The sequence below is a fragment of the Bacteroides sedimenti genome, assembly GCF_040365225.1.
In the GTDB taxonomy this organism is placed as follows: domain Bacteria; phylum Bacteroidota; class Bacteroidia; order Bacteroidales; family Bacteroidaceae; genus Bacteroides; species Bacteroides sedimenti.
The window spans coordinates 3,306,023-3,323,699 of record NZ_AP028055.1 but is presented as its reverse complement, the minus strand read 5'-3'; the positions used below and the strand labels follow the sequence as shown (position 1 = coordinate 3,323,699).

The 17,677-nt window shown below is 39.9% G+C and carries 17 protein-coding genes; 13 read left to right on the top strand and 4 right to left on the bottom strand.

Translation table 11 applies throughout. The features are described from left to right. The first annotated feature begins 1 nt into the window (after position 1). The 12 genes from ABWU87_RS13260 to ABWU87_RS13205 all read left to right on the top strand — a co-directional run bounded on the left by ABWU87_RS13260 (position 2) and on the right by ABWU87_RS13205 (position 13,617). The gene (locus tag ABWU87_RS13260) at positions 2-1,210 is read left to right on the top strand and encodes a glycoside hydrolase family 88 protein (RefSeq protein ID WP_353331484.1); all 1,209 of its coding nucleotides are present in this window, start codon (positions 2-4) and stop codon (positions 1,208-1,210) included. Positions 1,211-1,252: 42 nt separating this feature from the next. After that, entirely contained in the window at positions 1,253-4,048 is a 2,796-nt protein-coding gene (locus ABWU87_RS13255) for a glycoside hydrolase family 3 N-terminal domain-containing protein (RefSeq protein ID WP_353331482.1), read from the top strand. Between the two features lie 345 nt (positions 4,049-4,393). Next, positions 4,394-5,077 carry an SGNH/GDSL hydrolase family protein gene (locus ABWU87_RS13250; RefSeq protein WP_353331480.1) on the top strand — a complete coding sequence of 228 codons (684 nt, stop codon included), beginning with the start codon at positions 4,394-4,396 and terminating at the stop codon, positions 5,075-5,077. Positions 5,078-5,337: 260 nt separating this feature from the next. Beyond that, a complete protein-coding gene (locus ABWU87_RS13245) occupies positions 5,338-5,529 on the top strand; it encodes a hypothetical protein (RefSeq protein WP_353331478.1) in 192 nt (63 codons plus the stop codon). Between the two features lie 424 nt (positions 5,530-5,953). Further along, on the top strand, positions 5,954-6,436 hold the full coding sequence (gene argR / locus ABWU87_RS13240) for an arginine repressor (RefSeq protein WP_353331476.1): 483 nt from the start codon (positions 5,954-5,956) through the stop codon (positions 6,434-6,436). Between the two features lie 31 nt (positions 6,437-6,467). Continuing rightward, positions 6,468-7,067, top strand: coding sequence for a GNAT family N-acetyltransferase (locus ABWU87_RS13235; protein WP_353331473.1), 600 nt, complete (start codon positions 6,468-6,470; stop codon positions 7,065-7,067). A gap of 24 nt (positions 7,068-7,091) precedes the next feature. Then, the gene (locus ABWU87_RS13230) at positions 7,092-8,291 is read left to right on the top strand and encodes an argininosuccinate synthase (RefSeq protein ID WP_353331471.1); all 1,200 of its coding nucleotides are present in this window, start codon (positions 7,092-7,094) and stop codon (positions 8,289-8,291) included. A gap of 21 nt (positions 8,292-8,312) precedes the next feature. Continuing rightward, positions 8,313-9,281, top strand: coding sequence for an N-acetyl-gamma-glutamyl-phosphate reductase (argC, locus tag ABWU87_RS13225; protein WP_353331469.1), 969 nt, complete (start codon positions 8,313-8,315; stop codon positions 9,279-9,281). A 17-nt stretch (positions 9,282-9,298) separates the two neighbouring features. Then, positions 9,299-10,420 (top strand): aspartate aminotransferase family protein, encoded by a 1,122-nt coding sequence (locus tag ABWU87_RS13220; protein ID WP_353331467.1) that lies wholly within the window; start codon positions 9,299-9,301, stop codon positions 10,418-10,420. A gap of 134 nt (positions 10,421-10,554) precedes the next feature. Then, complete coding sequence (gene proC / locus ABWU87_RS13215) at positions 10,555-11,328, top strand: pyrroline-5-carboxylate reductase (protein ID WP_353331465.1); 774 nt, start codon at positions 10,555-10,557, stop codon at positions 11,326-11,328. 18 nt (positions 11,329-11,346) lie between these two features. Then, entirely contained in the window at positions 11,347-11,901 is a 555-nt protein-coding gene (locus ABWU87_RS13210; protein ID WP_353331463.1) for a helix-turn-helix domain-containing protein, read from the top strand. A 51-nt stretch (positions 11,902-11,952) separates the two neighbouring features. Further along, the gene (locus ABWU87_RS13205; protein ID WP_353331461.1) at positions 11,953-13,617 is read left to right on the top strand and encodes an AMP-binding protein; all 1,665 of its coding nucleotides are present in this window, start codon (positions 11,953-11,955) and stop codon (positions 13,615-13,617) included. A 59-nt stretch (positions 13,618-13,676) separates the two neighbouring features. Here ABWU87_RS13205 and ABWU87_RS13200 read toward each other — a convergent pair whose 3' ends face one another. Beyond that, positions 13,677-14,438 carry a DUF72 domain-containing protein gene (locus ABWU87_RS13200; RefSeq protein WP_353331459.1) on the bottom strand — a complete coding sequence of 254 codons (762 nt, stop codon included), beginning with the start codon at positions 14,436-14,438 and terminating at the stop codon, positions 13,677-13,679. A 371-nt stretch (positions 14,439-14,809) separates the two neighbouring features. Between ABWU87_RS13200 and ABWU87_RS13195 the strand changes: the two genes are divergently transcribed. Further along, positions 14,810-15,211, top strand: a complete 402-nt coding sequence (locus tag ABWU87_RS13195) for a BACON domain-containing protein (RefSeq protein WP_353331457.1) — start codon at positions 14,810-14,812, stop codon at positions 15,209-15,211. Between the two features lie 252 nt (positions 15,212-15,463). On the opposite strand, the gene ABWU87_RS13190 is transcribed toward ABWU87_RS13195, so the two are convergent. Genes ABWU87_RS13190 through ABWU87_RS13180 form a run of 3 tightly spaced genes read right to left on the bottom strand, consistent with a single transcriptional unit; the run spans position 15,464 to position 17,235 of the window. Beyond that, on the bottom strand, positions 15,464-16,228 hold the full coding sequence (locus ABWU87_RS13190; RefSeq protein ID WP_353331455.1) for a class I SAM-dependent methyltransferase: 765 nt from the start codon (positions 16,226-16,228) through the stop codon (positions 15,464-15,466). A gap of 24 nt (positions 16,229-16,252) precedes the next feature. Further along, positions 16,253-16,597, bottom strand: a complete 345-nt coding sequence (locus tag ABWU87_RS13185; RefSeq protein ID WP_353331453.1) for a hypothetical protein — start codon at positions 16,595-16,597, stop codon at positions 16,253-16,255. Between the two features lie 41 nt (positions 16,598-16,638). Further along, positions 16,639-17,235, bottom strand: a complete 597-nt coding sequence (locus ABWU87_RS13180) for a DNA-3-methyladenine glycosylase I (RefSeq protein WP_353331451.1) — start codon at positions 17,233-17,235, stop codon at positions 16,639-16,641. Positions 17,236-17,677 lie beyond the last annotated feature (442 nt).

Genomic DNA, 17,677 nt, shown 5'->3' with positions numbered 1-17,677 from the left:
AATGAAATTAATAGAATTATTGGGCATTACAGGTGCAGTGATCTTCTCCTCTTGTGCAACCAGACCTCCGGCGTCGAAATCATTTTTAAAAGATAATATAGAATTTTCCCAAAAACAGATTAATAAAGAGATTGCAGTTATTGAAAAAAGTGGAAAGTGCCTGAATCCGATAACTCTAAATGAGAATAAAACTGTTTACTATGGTAGCTATGCCGACTGGAGAAGCGGGTTTTTTCCGGGATCTGTTTGGTATTTGTATCAGCTAACAGGTGATCAATCGTATCTAACTCTGGCTGAAAAATATACTAACGCCATTGAGAAAGCTAAAAATCTTACATGGCATCATGATGTAGGCTTTATAATAGGTTGTAGCTTCGGTAATGGTTATAAAGTGACAAATGCTCAAGAGTATAAAAACGTAATTGTTGAGGCTGCAAAATCATTGTCTACCCGTTTTAGAAAAGCTCCCGGAGTTATTCAATCCTGGAATGTGGAGAAAGGCTGGCAAGCTGAACGAGGATGGGAGTGTCCGGTTATCATTGATAACATGATGAACCTGGAGCTTTTATTTGAAGCAAGCAAATTATCTGGAGATTCTACTTTTTATAAGATAGCTGTAAGCCATGCAAACAGAACAATGGCAGAACATTTCAGACCGGATGGAAGTTGTTATCATGTAGTTGATTACAATCTGAAAGATGGTTCAGTGAGACACCGTCAAACCGCTCAGGGATTTTCGGATTCATCAGCATGGTCACGCGGGCAGGCCTGGGCAATCTATGGATTTGCAGTTTGTTATCGCGAAACAGGAAACCGGGCCTATTTAGAGCAGGCGTTGAAGACTTTTGCCTTTATGAAAAATCATCCTTGCATGCCCAAAGACTTGATTCCTTTCTGGGATATGGATGCGCCGAATATTCCGAATGAACCGCGGGATGCATCTTCTGCTGCTTGTATTGCATCAGCGTTGTATATGATCAGTACTTTTAATGTACCAGATGCTTCTTCCTACAAATCGTATGCGGATAGAATCATGATTTCATTGGGAACTCCTGCATACCGTGCGGAACTTGGTACAAATGGTAACTTTCTGTTAATGCATTCGGTAGGCAGTATTCCACATAATAGCGAGATTGATGTTCCCCTCAATTATGCAGACTATTATTTCCTTGAAGCACTTAAAAGAAAAAAAGATTTAGAGATTAAATAATACAAGATTAACAAAACAACAAACTAAAAAACGGATTGGAAAATGAAGAATACAATTATTCTGGGTCTTCTGTTTTGTGCAGTCAATGGAACTGCCGGTAATACTCCTCCTCCATTTAGTAAAGACCAAAAAGTCTATAAATTACAGAATAAAGCCATTTACAAGAAAGGCTGGATTGATTTCAATAAAAACGGAAAGAAAGATATATATGAGGATCCAACTGCACCTTTAGATGACCGGATTGAGGATCTGCTTAAACAAATGACTGTAGAAGAGAAAACATGCCAAATGGTTACTCTTTACGGATATAAACGTGTGTTGCCAGATGATTTGCCAACTTCCGAATGGAAAAATAAACTTTGGAAAGATGGGGTCGGTGCCATTGACGAACATTTAAACGGGTTTCAGCAATGGGGACTTCCACCATCTGATAATCCAAACGTTTGGCCGGCATCACGCCATGCATGGGCGCTGAACGAAGTTCAACGCTTTTTTATAGAGGAGACTCGGTTAGGTATTCCGGTTGATTTTACCAACGAAGGTATTCGGGGAGTGGAAAGCTTTAAAGCAACTAACTTTCCTACTCAACTAGGACTGGGGCATACCTGGAACCGCGAGCTGATAAGAAAGGTTGGATTTATAACCGGTCACGAGGCTCGATTACTTGGATACACAAATGTATATGCTCCGATACTAGATGTAGGACGTGACCAGCGTTGGGGACGATACGAGGAGGTTTACGGCGAAAGCCCTTATCTGGTTGCTGAACTTGGAATATCAATGGTGAAAGGTGTTCAGCACAATCATCAAGTGGCTGCTACAGGTAAGCATTTCATTGCTTACAGTAATAATAAAGGTGCGCGTGAAGGCCTTTCCAGAGTCGATCCGCAGATGTCGCCCCGCGAAGTGGAAAACATTCATGTTTATCCATGGAAGAGAGTTATTAAAGAAGCCGGCCTTTTAGGAGTCATGAGTTCCTATAACGATTACGACGGGTTTCCTATCCAAAGCAGTTATTATTGGTTAATGACCCGCTTGCGCCAGGAGATGGGATTCCGTGGATATGTAGTGTCTGATAGTGATGCGGTAGAGTATCTTTTCTCTAAACACGGCACGGCAAGTAATATGAAAGAGGCTGTTCTTCAATCTGTTGCTGCTGGTTTGAATGTGCGATGCACATTCCGTTCACCCGACTCGTTTGTGCTACCTTTACGCGAGCTTATAGCAGAAGGGGCAATCTCCACGAAGACTATAGATGACAGAGTGCGCGATGTGCTTCGTGTAAAATTCTTGGTTGGACTATTTGACACTCCTTACCAAATGAATTTAAAAGCAGCAGATGATGAAGTAAACAGCCTTAAAAACCAAGAAGTTGCTTTGCAAGCTTCACGTGAGTGTTTAGTATTACTTAAGAACGCGAATCTGCTGCTTCCGTTGGATAAAAACAACATCAAACGCATTGCTGTTTGCGGGCCCAATGCAAATGATTCTGCATACGCTCTTACTCATTACGGTCCACTAGCAGTAGAAGTTACAACTGTTTTGAAAGGAATCAAGGAGAAAGTAACTGATAAAGCTGAAGTTCTTTATACCAAAGGATGCGATATGGTAGATGCCAACTGGCCGGAATCTGAGATAATCAGTTATCCACTGACGGCTGAAGAACAGACAGAGATTGATAAAGCGGTGGAAAATGCCCGGAATAGTGATGTAACAGTAGCCGTGTTGGGTGGAAATAGCCGTACTTGCGGAGAGAATAAGTCGCGTTCAAGCCTCGAACTTCCTGGACGCCAGCTAGTTCTGTTGCAAGCATTGCAAGCAACAGGAAAACCTGTTGTATTGGTATTAATAAATGGACGCCCGCTTTCTGTGAACTGGGCCGAGAAGTTTGTGCCGGCAATTCTGGAAGCATGGTATCCAGGCTCACAGGGAGGTAAGGCAATTGCGGATGTCTTGTTTGGAGATTATAACCCCGGAGGAAAGTTAACCGTTACATTCCCAAAAACTGTAGGTCAGATTCCATTTAATTTTCCTGCAAAACCTTACTCTCAGGTCGATGGTGGAACTACTCCGGGAATGAAAGGAACCATGAGCCGAGTAAACGGTCCGTTGTATCCTTTTGGATATGGATTGAGTTATACCACATTTGAATATTCGGATTTGTCTATTTCACCTAAAGTAATTACACCTAATCAGGAGACAACAATCCACTGTCGTGTAAAAAACGCCGGAACTCGTGTTGGTGATGAGGTTGTACAACTTTATACCCGTGACTTGGTGAGTTCCGTTACAACATACGAAAAGAATTTATGTGGCTTTGAACGTGTTCATTTAAACCCGGGCGAGAGCAAGGAGGTGGAATTTATAATACATCCTCGTGACCTCGAACTTCTCAACGCTGATAATAAATGGGTGTTAGAACCGGGCGATTTTCGAATAATGATAGGGGCATCATCAGAGGATATTAAATTAAAAGATACTCTTACCGTGATGTCTTACACAGAAAAAGAACGTTTAGGTAAAACCGGCAATGTGAGTCCTGTTCCTGGAGCATCTTTAACCTCTACATGGCAGGGTAAAAAAGGAGACTATCTTACTATCTCACTTGCTGATGGTACCAAGCCTGATAATGTAACTATCATCTGGAATGAAATAAAGAAGCCGACATCTTTTGAAATACAGCTTTCAAGTGGTGGAGGACAGTTCCTTACAGTCTATAGAGGTAATGTAGATGCTGGAGATAAAACAGTTACCTATAAATTCAAAAAAACGGTAGCAAGCGATTTACGCATTCTTCTCACTGAGGGAGCCGCCTCTATTTCTAAAATAATATTCTAATGTTTAGAAAATAAGAGCAATCGTTGAAAAACAATACGACTTGCTTTAATACACCAAAAGAGCCTTCACAGATAACTGTAAAGGCTCTTTTTTTTTGTTTAATTTCTAAAATCACAAAAAACCGATTACATTTGCATGATTCTTTTTCAAGTAAACAAACTTTTTATTTTCAGAAATTACATTTCCGATGATATTATCATATTGATTACAAACATAAAACTGTTGTTTCTATAATGATATTGAAAATTGAAGAAATTAGTTGGTTAGAGATCTGATATTTAGATATAAGTTAATGGCCCTTTTTTTGATGATACTATAAATTTAAATACCCTAAAAATAGAATCTATGAAAACACTACAGTTTAAAATTACCATTGTATTTTTTTGTCTGTTTGTTGGTACCTTAGTAGCAAATGGACAAAACAACAAGGATTGGGCTAACTTCAGCAAATACGCTCAGGCCAATCTAAGTGTGAAACAGCCTGTTGATGTTGTGTTCATGGGAAATTCTATAACTGAAGGATGGGCAAGTATGCATCCTGAGTTTTTTAAGGGGAATAATTATGTGGGGCGTGGAATCAGCGGACAGGTAACCTCCCAGATGTTGGTACGCTTCCGTGCAGACGTCATTAATCTAAAACCCAAAGTAGTGGTCATCCTTGCCGGAACTAATGATATTGCCATGAACAATGGATATATAACAGTTGAACATATATTTGAGAACATCGTTTCAATGGTTGAACTGGCCAGATGCAATAAAATTAAGGTGGTGCTGTGTTCCGTTCTACCAGCTAGTCATTATCCATGGAGGCCAGAAATAGAATCGGTAAGGCCTATCACCGAACTAAACAGTAAGATAAAAGAGTATGCAAAAGCGAATAAGATTCCATATGCTGATTACTATTCTGTAATGGTGGACGATAAGGAGGGGCTCAATCCTATTTATCAAAAGGATGAAGTGCATCCCAATTTGGCTGGATACGATGCAATGGAAAAGGTCATTCAGTCTATACTGAAAAAATTGCTTTAAACGAGAAGTATTATAAACAGAATATTAGGCTGTCTCAAATAGGAGATATTTACATATTTATGTACTTCTATTTGTGAAAGCCTTTTTCTTATAAACCCTTTTATAATATATATATGCATAAATAGTATTCGAATAAATATGCATTACTTTCCCATCCGTACAGGAGCGTTCGGCTCCGAACTTATGTTTCTGATATTTTGTTATTAATCAGTAATGCATTTATTTCTCAATATCCGATTTATTGTATAGGAGGATAAATTATGAAAAAACCCGCATCATTTGTAATTGGTATTGTACTTTTGCTAATGGCTACAGTTCAATTACTTCGCTTCCTTTTTGCCTTGGACGTTGTAGTCAACGGTTTTATTGTTCCGGTGTGGTTTAGTCTTGTGGCTGCAATCTTCTTATTCCTTTTGGCAGTGTGGCTCCTGAAAGAGCGTACTAGACAATAATTCGATTATTACTGGCATAAACAAATGAGTTGATTTTGATTTCCTAGTTTGATATGTATCGGAGTAGGAATTCGATATATATCAGGAGAGGATTTATGCATCAATGATTGTTTATGCGGATTATTTGAATATCTGCTATGGTGTATATTGAATTGCGAATCATCTCTGCTGAACAATGACTTTTATAGGATTTATTGAATAAATTATGCCCAGAAGTCTCTTTGTAAAATCTTAAAAAACTGATATTTGTTGCTCTCTTAAATAGAAAAATGCTGTTTCATTCGGAATATAAATACATGATTTAGTGCAGATTGCGCATTTTTATAATTTTTAGTATTGTATAAAATTTAAGAAATAATTGTGTTTTATGCATTTTATCTCCAAAATTATGCATACTTTTGCATTGAAATAAGAATAATTATACATGACGACGAATAAAAGTAAACGATTAGATTCCATCAAAATGATTATCTCTAGCATGGAGATTGGAAGCCAGGAGGAATTACTCCAAGAGTTGGCAAAAGAAGGCTATGAGCTTACTCAGGCCACATTGTCACGCGATTTGAAACAGATGAAGGTGGCAAAGGCCGCCACTACAAATGGTAATTATGTGTATGTATTACCCAATGATACCATGTATAAAAGAACAATCGATGTTCAAAGTGTTAGTGAAATGCTAATGCAAAACGGATTTAAATCGATTGATTTTTCTGGAAATATGGCTGTAATTAAAACACGTCCCGGTTATGCCAGTAGCTTGGCATACGATATTGATAATCGGGAGTTCTCGGATGTTATTGGCACCATTGCCGGAGACGATACAATTTTGCTAGTATTCAGAGATGGTTATTCACGTAACGATATAAAGCAGTCACTGTCATTGATTATCCCGAACATTAATAAATAATATTTTTAGTACATAAAACAGAAAGTAAAAAATGGAAAGTAATATTGAAATTCTTGTCGCCAACGAGAATCACATTCCATACGTTGACATTATTTTAAATACGATAGAGGTTGCTGCAAAGATACGTGGAACAGGTATTGCCAAGCGCTCTCCTGAATACGTAAAGCAGAAAATGATTGAAGGGAAAGCAATCATAGCTCTTTGCGATGGCGAATTTGCCGGATTTTGTTACATCGAAACTTGGAGCAACAAAGAATTTGTGGCTAACTCAGGGCTTATCGTTGTAGACAAATTCCGTGGCCACGGGTTGGCCAAGAGAATTAAACGACGTGCGTTTGAACTCTCTCGCGAACGTTTCCCGAATGCGAAAATATTTGGTTTAACAACCGGTCTTGCAGTGATGAAAATCAACTCTGAACTTGGATATGTGCCTGTTACTTTCTCTGAACTGACAACAGATGAGGCTTTCTGGAAAGGTTGCCAAAGCTGTGTGAACTACGATATCCTTCAAAGAACCGGTGGAACAAAATGCCTTTGTACTGCCATGCTTTACGATCCGGCTAAACATCCGGAAGACACGCACAACAAAGAATCAGAAAAAGAGAGTACAGAGAGTACAGAAAATAAGTAAGATTATAAAAAATATTAAATAGAAATGAAAGAAAAAGTGGTTTTAGCGTTTAGTGGTGGTTTGGACACCTCCTTTTGCGCCAAGTATTTGTCAGAGGAAAAAGGGTATGAAGTATATACTGCTGTGGCCAATACCGGCGGATTCAGCCCCGAAGAACTGAAAGTTATCGAGGAAAAAGCATACAAGCTGGGTGCCGTGAAGCATGTAGCCCTTGATGTGACTCAGGAATACTACGAAAAGAGCATCAAATATATGGTGTTTGGCAATGTGCTGCGAAACGGTACATACCCCATTTCTGTAAGCTCGGAACGCATCTTCCAGGCTATAGCCATCATTAACTATGCAAAAGAAATTAAGGCAGACTATGTGGCACATGGAAGTACGGGTGCCGGCAACGACCAGATTCGTTTTGACCTGACATTCGATGTGCTTGCCCCTGAAATAAAGATTCTGACTCCGACGCGCGACATGATTTTGACCCGTGAATACGAGATTGAATACTTGAAGAAACATGGCTTCGAAGCTGACTTTAAGAAGATGGAATATTCTATCAACAAAGGCCTCTGGGGAACATCTATCGGCGGAAAAGAGACTCTTCATTCTGAACAAACACTTCCTGAAGAAGCTTACCCTTCTCAGATTACTGCGACCGGAACAGAAGTTCTGAAACTGGAATTTGTGGAAGGGCAGTTGCATGCAGTGAACGGCGAAGTGTTCGAGGATAAGGTGGCTGCTATCAACAAAGTGGAAGCTATCGGTTCAAAATACGGCATCGGTCGTGATATGCACATTGGCGATACCATCATCGGCATCAAAGGTCGTGTAGGTTTTGAAGCAGCAGCTCCTATCCTGATTATCAACGCGCATAAGATGCTCGAAAAACATACACTCAGCAAATGGCAACAGTACTGGAAAGACCAGATAGGTACCTGGTACGGTATGTTCCTTCACGAAGCACAATACCTGGAACCGGTAATGCGCGATTGCGAGGCAATGCTTCAAAGCAGCCAGCGTAATGTAAACGGAACAGTAAGCATCATTCTTCGTCCATACAGCTATACACTGGTTGGTGTGGAATCTGCTTTTGACTTGGTTAAAACAGATTTCGGTGAATATGGTGAAGTGAACAAGGGATGGACTGCGGAAGATGCAAAAGGATTCACCAAAATTCTTTCTAACCCATTGAGAGTATATTACGCAAACCAAAAGAAAAACGGAAAATAACCAAATACCAGTTCGCAAGTTATGATTAAAGTAGGAATAATAGGCGGAGCGGGATATACGGCAGGCGAACTGATTCGCCTGCTAATAAACCATCCGGATGTTGAAATAGTGTTTATTAATAGCAGCAGTAATGCCGGAAATAAGATTGCTGACATTCACGAAGGTCTTTATGGTGAAACTGAAATGGTTTTTACTGACGAACTGCCGCTTGACCAGATTGATTTGCTCTATTTCTGCACCGCTCATGGAGACACCAAAAAGTTTATGGAAAGTCATACATTACCCGAAAATCTAAAGATTATCGACCTTTCCATGGATTATCGGATCGCTTCCGATGAGCACGATTTTATTTACGGACTTCCTGAGCTTAATCGTCGGCAGATTTGTCAAAGCAAACACGTGGCTAACCCCGGCTGTTTTGCAACCTGCATTCAGTTAGGTCTATTGCCACTGGCAAAGAATCTGTTGTTGAAAGGAGAAATTTCCGTAAATGCCATAACTGGCTCTACCGGGGCAGGCGTAAAGCCGGGAGCAACCTCGCATTTCAGCTGGCGTAATAACAATATTTCTATTTATAAGCCATTCTCTCATCAGCATGTGCCCGAGATAAAACAGTCGCTCAAGCAACTGCAGAACAGTTTTGATGCAGAGATTGATTTCCTTCCTTATCGTGGAGATTTCCCACGAGGAATTTTTGCAACTCTTGTCGTTAAGACAACCATTGCCCTAGAAGAGGCAAGAAGTATGTACGAAGAATACTATAAGAATGATTCGTTTGTACATATTGTCGACAAAAATATCGATTTAAAGCAGGTGGTTAATACTAATAAGTGTTTGCTTCATCTGGAAAAACATGGAGATAAGTTGCTTATTATTTCATGTATTGATAATTTATTAAAAGGTGCTTCGGGACAGGCGGTTCATAACATGAATCTGATGTTTGGGCTTGAAGAGAGTGTCGGCTTGAAACTGAAATCAAGTGCCTTCTGATACAACCAATAAAAGAAATGAAACTATTTGATGTATACCCTTTATTCGATATCAATATCGTAAAAGGAAAAGGATGTAGGGTGTGGGACGATAAAGAGAATGAATATCTTGACCTATATGGCGGACATGCAGTCATATCGATTGGACATTGCCATCCCCATTACGTGGAAATGATCCAGAAGCAGGTTGCAGAATTGGGATTCTACTCAAACTCTGTGATTAATAAGCTACAGGAAAAGCTTGCCGAACGCATGGGAGAGGTGTCAGGATACGAGGATTATTCCCTGTTCCTAATTAACTCTGGAGCGGAAGCAAATGAAAATGCACTAAAACTTGCCTCTTTCCATACAGGAAAGAAACGGGTTATCTCTTTCTTAAAGAGTTTTCACGGCCGTACTTCGGCTGCGGTACGAATAACTGATAATCCCAAAATCGTAGCACCCATTAATGAAGGAATAGATGTGACCTTCCTGGAACTGAATGATTTGAATGCTGTGTGTGCAGAACTTAATAAAGGCGATGTATGTGCGGTAATCATTGAAGGTATTCAGGGCATTGGAGGAATCAAAGTACCTGATAATACTTTTATGCAGGAACTGCGTAAGGTGTGTACCGAGACCGGAACCATACTGATTCTTGATGAAATTCAATCCGGCTACGGACGAAGCGGTAAATTCTTTGCGCATCAATACTCCGGCATCCGTCCCGATATTATTACGGTTGCTAAAGGTATTGGCAATGGATTCCCAATGGGAGGTGTGCTAATTAGCCCCATGTTTACACCGGTTTACGGCATGCTTGGTACTACATTCGGTGGAAATCATCTTTCCTGTGCAGCTGCACTTGCTGTTCTTGATGTAATTCAGAACGAGAAACTGATGGAAAATGCCACAAATGTGGGAACTCACCTGATGGAGGAACTGAAGAAATTTCCGCAGATTAAGGAGGTGCGCGGTGAAGGGCTGATGATTGGACTTGAGTTTGCCGAACCTATTAAGGAGATACGCAGCAAACTGTTGTTCGAACAGAAAGTGTTTACCGGAGTGAGTGGGACCAATGTCATCCGTCTTCTTCCACCGCTCAGCCTGAGTATAGCCGAAGCGGATGAATTTATACTGCGGCTAAAGAACGTTTTGTAATTAAACCCCTATAAGAAATCCCTGTTTCAATCATTTCAGATGAAACAGGGATTTCTTTTTGTAAGTGACTTACATTATTTAAGATTTTTATGTAAGTTTGCGAAACTTATCCTTTTCAAATAAAACCAGAGAGTATGAAAATAGCAATATTAGGTGCAGGAAACATGGGTGGGGCCATTGCCCTCGGATTAGTACAGGGAACCAAAGTAAAAGCGGAGAATATTACAGTATCCAATCCAACTAATGGCAAATTGGATGTGTTGAGAGACTTTAATGCCAGTATCCATGTTACCAATTCCAATCGGGAAGCTGTAAAGGATGCAAATCTGATTATTCTGGCGGTAAAGCCTTGGCTGGTTAAACAGGTTCTGGAAGAGATTCAGATGGATGTGAAGAAGCAGGTTCTGGTAACGGTTGTTGCCGGTGTTTCGTTTGCCGATTACGGTACGATCATTGACCCATCTGCAACAATTTTCCGGGTGATTCCCAATACTGCCATTTCACTGCTCGAAAGCACCACACTTATTGCTTCATACAATGCCTCTCAGGAACAGGAACAGTTAATTCTGGATATTTTTTCGGAAATGGGACTGGCCATGCTGATTAACGAATCACAAATGAGTGCTGCAACATCACTTACCTCTTGTGGCATTGCATACGTACTGAAGTATATTCATGCTGCGGTTGAAGCTGGCGTAGAGATGGGAATCTATCCTAAGGATGCTCAAAGGATGGTGGCTCAGTCGGTGAAGGGGGCAGCCGAACTGCTTTTGCAGAATGACACTCATCCGGCACTGGAGATTGACAAGGTTACAACCCCGGGCGGCATTACAATTAAAGGACTTAATGAACTAGAACACGCTGGCTTCAGCTCGGCCATTATCCGGGCAATGAAAGCAAGCAGATAATAACCGTTATATAAAATTATGGATGAACAGATAAAACAAATTGCAGAACGTTTGCGCGGTTTGCGTGAAGTGCTAGAGCTTACAATAGAGGAAATGGCCAATATCTGTGGTATTTCCGCTGAAGAGTACACATTGGTAGAAAGTGGCGAAGCAGATATCTCTGTCAGTATGCTTCAAAAGGTTGCCCGTAAGTGCGGTGTCGCGCTGGATGCGCTGATGTTTGGTGAGGAACCAAAGATGAGTTCTTATTTTCTTACCCGGGCAGGGAAAGGCGTTTCAATTGAACGCACCAAAGCATACAAATACCAGTCGCTTGCTTCCGGTTTCAAAGAGAGAAAAGCTGACCCGTTTATTGTTACGGTAGAACCGAAATCCGAAGATTTCCCTATGACATTCAATTCACACGACGGACAGGAGTTTAATCTGGTTCTTTCAGGACGAATGTTGATTGACATTGATGGTAAAGAACTGATTCTGAATGAAGGCGACAGTATCTACTTCGACTCAAACCGTCCTCACGGAATGAAGGCACTTGATGGCCAACCAGTGAAATTTTTGGCAATGATTCTTTAAAGAGTTGTTTTGCCAAATGAACAGATTATCAATGATACAATTAATACAAATATGCTCGAAAGATTTTTAGAAAAGACAGAGTTTACCTCTCAGGAAGATTTCGAAAAGAATTATAAACTCAATGTTCCTGCAAACTTCAATTTTGCTTATGACGTAGTAGACGCTTGGGCTGCTGAACAGCCAGATAAGCTTGCTTTGTTGTGGACAAACGATAAAGACGAATGTCGTCGTTTTACTTTTTCAGACATTAAAGAATTATCCGATAAAACTGCTTCCTATTTTCAGTCCCTTGGAATAGGGAAAGACGATAAGGTAATGGTTATCCTCAAACGCAGATATGAGTTCTGGCTTACCATTATCGCTCTTCATAAGATTGGAGCGGTTATTATTCCTGCAACACATTTGTTGACCAAAAAAGATATTGTTTACCGGAATAATGCTGCCGATATCATGACGATTGTGGCTGATGGCGATGAATTGATTATTGGTCATATAAATGACGCCATGCCTGAATCTCAATCCATGAAAAATCGCATTTCAATCGGGCCGGTGATTCCTGAAGGATGGGATGATTTTCATAAAGGCATCAACAATGCAGCTCCGTTTGTTCGTCCTGAACATGTAAACGAGAACACCGACATCATGCTTATCAGCTTCACATCGGGTACAACCGGTAATGCAAAAATGGTAGCTCATAACTATATCTATCCGCTATCGCACATCATCACAGCTAAATACTGGCACAACCTGCACGATGGAAGCCTGCATCTAACTATTGCCGATACAGGTTGGCTCAAGGCGGTTTGGGGAAAACTATATGGTCAGTGGATATCGGGTGCAACTGTGTTTGTTTATGACCATGAGAAGTTTACTCCGGCTGATATGCTCAAGAAGATTCACGATTACCACATTACCTCTCTTTGTGCGCCTCCTACCATATTCCGCTTCCTGATTCGTGAGGACCTGACAAAATATGATCTTTCATCTTTGGAGTATTGTGAAATTGCCGGAGAAGCTCTTAATCCTGCGGTGTACGACCAGTTTTACAAACTCACTGGCATAAAATTGCGAGAAGGTTACGGGCAGAGCGAAACGGCTGTTGTGATCTTTACATCTCCGTGGATGGAGCCAAAACCCGGAAGTATGGGAGTTCCAAGTCCGAACTATGAGGTTGAATTGCTTACCCCGGATGGCCGTTCGGCTGAAGAGGGTGAACAAGGACAAATTGTGATTCGCATTGATAAAGGAATGCCTATTGGCTTAAGCAATGAGTATTACAGAAACGAAGAGCTGACTAAAGATGCATATCATGACGGTCTTTATTTCACTGGTGATTTGGCATGGAGAGACGAGGATGGTTATTTCTGGTTTGTAGGACGTGCCGACGATGTTATTAAAAGCTCCGGTTACCGTATCGGCCCGTTTGAAGTGGAAAGTGCATTGATGACACACCCGGCGGTTGTGGAATGTGCCATTACAGGTGTCCCCGACGAGATACGCGGACAGGTGGTGAAGGCCACCATCATTCTTTCCAAAGAATACAAAGAGAAAGCAGGTGATGCTTTGGTGAAAGAACTGCAAGATCATGTGAAGAACGTAACAGCTCCCTACAAATATCCACGTGTGATTGAGTTTGTAGACGAACTGCCGAAAACCATTAGTGGAAAGATTCGTCGCGTTGAAATTCGTGATAAAGATAAAGAGGCAAAGAAGTAATTCAATTCCTGATATATACAAAAGGCATCCTGATAGTTCGGGATGCCTTTTGTTTTAGATTAGCTATAAGATTGTATTATCTCAAGTAGCTTACTTGCGTTTTTCGGGGCATATCCACTGTAATCGTTGTTAAAAAACGCCCAGACATCTTTCCCTTCGCTTTGCCAGCCTCTGATCTTTTTTGCATAATACTCCAAATCAGCCTCATCGTAATCGGACGCATATATCAATTCACGTCCATGAAACCGGATATAAACATAATCGGTAGTCATTGCATCAGCATAAGGGAATTGACCTCCTGAATCAGCTATAACAAAGGCAACCGAATTGCGGGAAAGTAAATCGAAGAATTCATCCCTGACCCAGGACTGGTGCCTCACCTCTATCGCAAAACGATATCCGGAATATTTCTCATTCAATAAATCCAGAAAATAACAAATAAGATCTTTATCATAATACAATCCGGGAGGTAACTGAACAAGAACAGGGCCTAACCGAGATTTCATTCTTCGAAACACAGCAAAATAATTAGCCATTGCCTCTTCAATGTTCAACAGATGTTTTTGATGGGTTATGAATCGACTCAGCTTTATGCAGAATCTGAATCTCTCCGGCGTTCGCCTCACCCATCCGTCAACCGTACTTTTAAAGGGAAGGTGGTAAAAGCTGGAATTTAATTCCACACTATCAAACTTGGTAAGATAATACTCCAGGTACTTATCCGGACTTATCTCTTCCGGATAAAAAACCCCGGTCCAATGCTTGTAGCTCCAGCCGGAAGTTCCGATAAACAATTTTCCCGGATTTAAATTTACTTCCATCTTATCAAAGATTTCTTTTTGCAACAACGAGATAGATTTACAAAATATTACTAGAACCACATTTGCATTCAGATACAGGTTAGAGGGTCCTCTCTCCTATCCTACTTTATGACTAATATTGGCATTGTATAATACGAACAAAAGAAACATACAATAAATAACATCGCAACTGTCAGCGTTGTTCATCTTAAAACCAGAAGGAATAAACCTATCAATATTTTTCTACAACTCACCAAAAAACATAAATATACTTGCATAAATTCTAATCAATTAAAATTAAGGACAAATTTCATCTGAATATTATTATTTACATAAAAAAAAGTATATATTTGTATTAACTTAAAAATGAAGTGAAATTAATCAAATCGACCATGAAAAAAATCATCTTATTTACATTTCTGATATCAATTATCATGTTCACATCGTGCGAAAAGTCAGACGGTCTATGGGACGATTGTATAAAGCTCTCAGCCAAATCAGTTGATTTTAATGCAAATGGAGGCGACTTCACTGTAACTTCAAAAGGTACATTTTGGCTACTGGGAACATCAAAGCCTTACCAGGCAGCTCCTCTATTTGATGTGCCCGTTGAAAACCGGACAACTACACCCTATCAAATAACCGGGGAATGGTATACCATAAACAGACCTCAAGAAAAGATCTTGACTATTCATATTGATCCAAATACCACCGGCAAGAAACGAATTATTTATGTCAATCTGGAGATGGGAGACTATTTCGATAATATAACAGTTAATCAGGCTGAAAAATAAGCGAGGCTGACAACAAATGAAAAGCAATCCTAGAACACAAAGAAGGCAGCACTCTTTTTTGTAAATGCTGAAGTCTCAATCAAAGTCTCTGTAGAATGCTCACCAAGGGAATCTTCCATAAATGGGAAACTGAGACCGTACTTATTGAGATATAAGCGACTTAAAATAGGTGCCAGAAGTTCTATAAATAAAAATACAGGATAATAGATCTCCTAAGAGAGCATTTTCTTCGAGAAGTTTACAAACAGTAATTCATCCTATTTTCTTTCCGATATAAAAAACATACCCGTAATAGGCCTTGTACTTTTCGTAATAATCAATCTCCTCTTTCATCATTCCAACAAACTGTTTTGCTTCTTCAGAATAACGTTGTTCTTTCAGAAATGAATTGAACCGGCCCTGCACCAATTTATAATAATTGATTGTCCAGCAGGTTTCAGGCAAAACAAAATTAGCCACTGGCAAATATCCTGCCGACTCCATCTGACGAATTTTCGAAGAAACAAGGTCCACCTCTGAATAGCAGGAAGTAAGGTATTGCTCAATTTCGAAAGACCGATTTATAGTGAGCCAGGACATCTCTGTCACAGCAATCAGTCCACCAGTTTTCAAGTACTTTTTCCATTCAGTGATTCCGCGATTGAATCCAATACCAAAAATAGAACCTTCGGCCCAAATCAGGTCCAGTTCATTCTCATTAAAAGGGAGATTATCCATCGAAACAAGTAAGCTTGCAACCCTATCCTGAAACCCATGAAGTTTCATCCGGGCATTTAATCCGTCAAGCATCTCCGGCAGAAAATCAATTGCAGTTATTGTTCCCTTCGTGTTTTCGGCCAACACCAACGTTTGAGCACCCGTACCACATCCTATATCTGCAATTTTCAATTCCCGAGACAGACACGAAGGCGAGAGAAAACTTAAAGCCTTCAGCGTTTCATTCCTTCCCCCCGGACCTTGACGATATAATGGCTGAAAAAAATCAGCAATCAGTTTAAGTACAGAGCTCCTTTCCATAGTCTAACTGATTTAAATTATATACTAGATTATAAATTTTCCAATATTGAAAACTACGGCAATCAAAGAAATGATACCCAGGATACGAGCTATTCCATTCAGACTTACTCTCTCTTTCTTTTTATAACCAATAAAAGACAATCCGACAGCGATTAAGCTCAACGCAACGATTACATAAAACTTAAAATAAAAGCCTACAAATTCAGTCAGACCCAACAACAGCTGAGTTTTTCCATCTAGTGAATGATACCGGATTGCCATATCCAGATTAACTTTGATAATAAAAAAGAGAGAAACCAAGCTCAACAGAATTGAAAGCAAGGAGTACATTTTATTTTGAATATAGGTTTGTTTTATAAAACGATACATAATTCTAATAATGATTCTTACAAGGAAGGTTTCTTATACAATTAAACAGCTAAGACGGAAGGATTGTTTTTAAAGCTGCACCCTTCCAAATGATCGTTCACATATCCAACAGCCTGCAAATGTGCATAACAGATAGTAGTACCGAAGAATTTAAATCCTCGCTTTTTCATATCCTTACTGATAGTATCAGACAATGGTGTAGAAGCAGGAATTTGATCCAACGATGTCCAATGGTTTATGATTGGTTTCTCATCAGGTAGAAAAGATTTCAGGTAGTTGCAGAAACTTCCGAATTCTTTTTGTGTTTCAAGGAAGCAACGAGCATTTGAAATGGTTGCCAAAATCTTCAGTCGATTACGAATAATCCCTGCATTCTGCATCAGTCGTTCTACATCCTCGTTGGTGAATTGCGCCACTTTTCCGGCATCAAAACCAGCAAATGCATTCCGATAGTTTTCTCTTCTTTTTAAAATTGTAATCCAGCTCAGACCGGCCTGTGCACTTTCCAACACAAGGAATTCAAACATTTTGGAGTCACAAGTAACCTCTTTCCCCCATTCTTCATCATGATATTTCACATAAAGCGGATCAGATCCGCACCAACTACAACGATCTATTTTAAAATTCTGGTCCTTCATATCTCGTTTATTTATGAGATTACAAATATATTAAAAATAAAAGAGAATCTGTTACTTGAGAGTTATTCTGTATTTTAGATGTAAGAGTTGCGAATTTGATATATATTATTTATTGTACTTTTACGACCGGATTTAAAATAATAAAAAATGGGAGCCACATTAAAAATCGATCTAACAAAGATTAATGTAGCCGAATTCTGAAAGGTAGCTGGTTGCCATCTGGCTGCAGCACTCAAACGGGAAATAAAAAAAGGAGAAAAACTCACCAAAAAGTTTAAATGTGTTTATAGGGAGGAGTTACTTGAAAATAAAGGTGCAAATGCTTCGTCGGCTGGGGAAAATGTTTGTGTCCTAAAACAGAGAACGGTCTAGGCAATCCAAATCTGTTAAATCACGAATGGTGTAGCATGAAGGCCAGAACAAACGGAACACTGGTTCATAC

Coding starts and splice junctions, on each gene's coding strand:
- ABWU87_RS13260 (WP_353331484.1), top strand. CDS start 2: ATGAAATTAATAGAATTATTGGGCATTACAGGTGCAGTGATCTTCTCC.
- ABWU87_RS13255 (WP_353331482.1), top strand. CDS start 1,253: ATGAAGAATACAATTATTCTGGGTCTTCTGTTTTGTGCAGTCAATGGA.
- ABWU87_RS13250 (WP_353331480.1), top strand. CDS start 4,394: ATGAAAACACTACAGTTTAAAATTACCATTGTATTTTTTTGTCTGTTT.
- ABWU87_RS13245 (WP_353331478.1), top strand. CDS start 5,338: ATGAAAAAACCCGCATCATTTGTAATTGGTATTGTACTTTTGCTAATG.
- argR (WP_353331476.1), top strand. CDS start 5,954: ATGACGACGAATAAAAGTAAACGATTAGATTCCATCAAAATGATTATC.
- ABWU87_RS13235 (WP_353331473.1), top strand. CDS start 6,468: ATGGAAAGTAATATTGAAATTCTTGTCGCCAACGAGAATCACATTCCA.
- ABWU87_RS13230 (WP_353331471.1), top strand. CDS start 7,092: ATGAAAGAAAAAGTGGTTTTAGCGTTTAGTGGTGGTTTGGACACCTCC.
- argC (WP_353331469.1), top strand. CDS start 8,313: ATGATTAAAGTAGGAATAATAGGCGGAGCGGGATATACGGCAGGCGAA.
- ABWU87_RS13220 (WP_353331467.1), top strand. CDS start 9,299: ATGAAACTATTTGATGTATACCCTTTATTCGATATCAATATCGTAAAA.
- proC (WP_353331465.1), top strand. CDS start 10,555: ATGAAAATAGCAATATTAGGTGCAGGAAACATGGGTGGGGCCATTGCC.
- ABWU87_RS13210 (WP_353331463.1), top strand. CDS start 11,347: ATGGATGAACAGATAAAACAAATTGCAGAACGTTTGCGCGGTTTGCGT.
- ABWU87_RS13205 (WP_353331461.1), top strand. CDS start 11,953: ATGCTCGAAAGATTTTTAGAAAAGACAGAGTTTACCTCTCAGGAAGAT.
- ABWU87_RS13200 (WP_353331459.1), bottom strand. CDS start 14,438: ATGGAAGTAAATTTAAATCCGGGAAAATTGTTTATCGGAACTTCCGGC.
- ABWU87_RS13195 (WP_353331457.1), top strand. CDS start 14,810: ATGAAAAAAATCATCTTATTTACATTTCTGATATCAATTATCATGTTC.
- ABWU87_RS13190 (WP_353331455.1), bottom strand. CDS start 16,228: ATGGAAAGGAGCTCTGTACTTAAACTGATTGCTGATTTTTTTCAGCCA.
- ABWU87_RS13185 (WP_353331453.1), bottom strand. CDS start 16,597: ATGTATCGTTTTATAAAACAAACCTATATTCAAAATAAAATGTACTCC.
- ABWU87_RS13180 (WP_353331451.1), bottom strand. CDS start 17,235: ATGAAGGACCAGAATTTTAAAATAGATCGTTGTAGTTGGTGCGGATCT.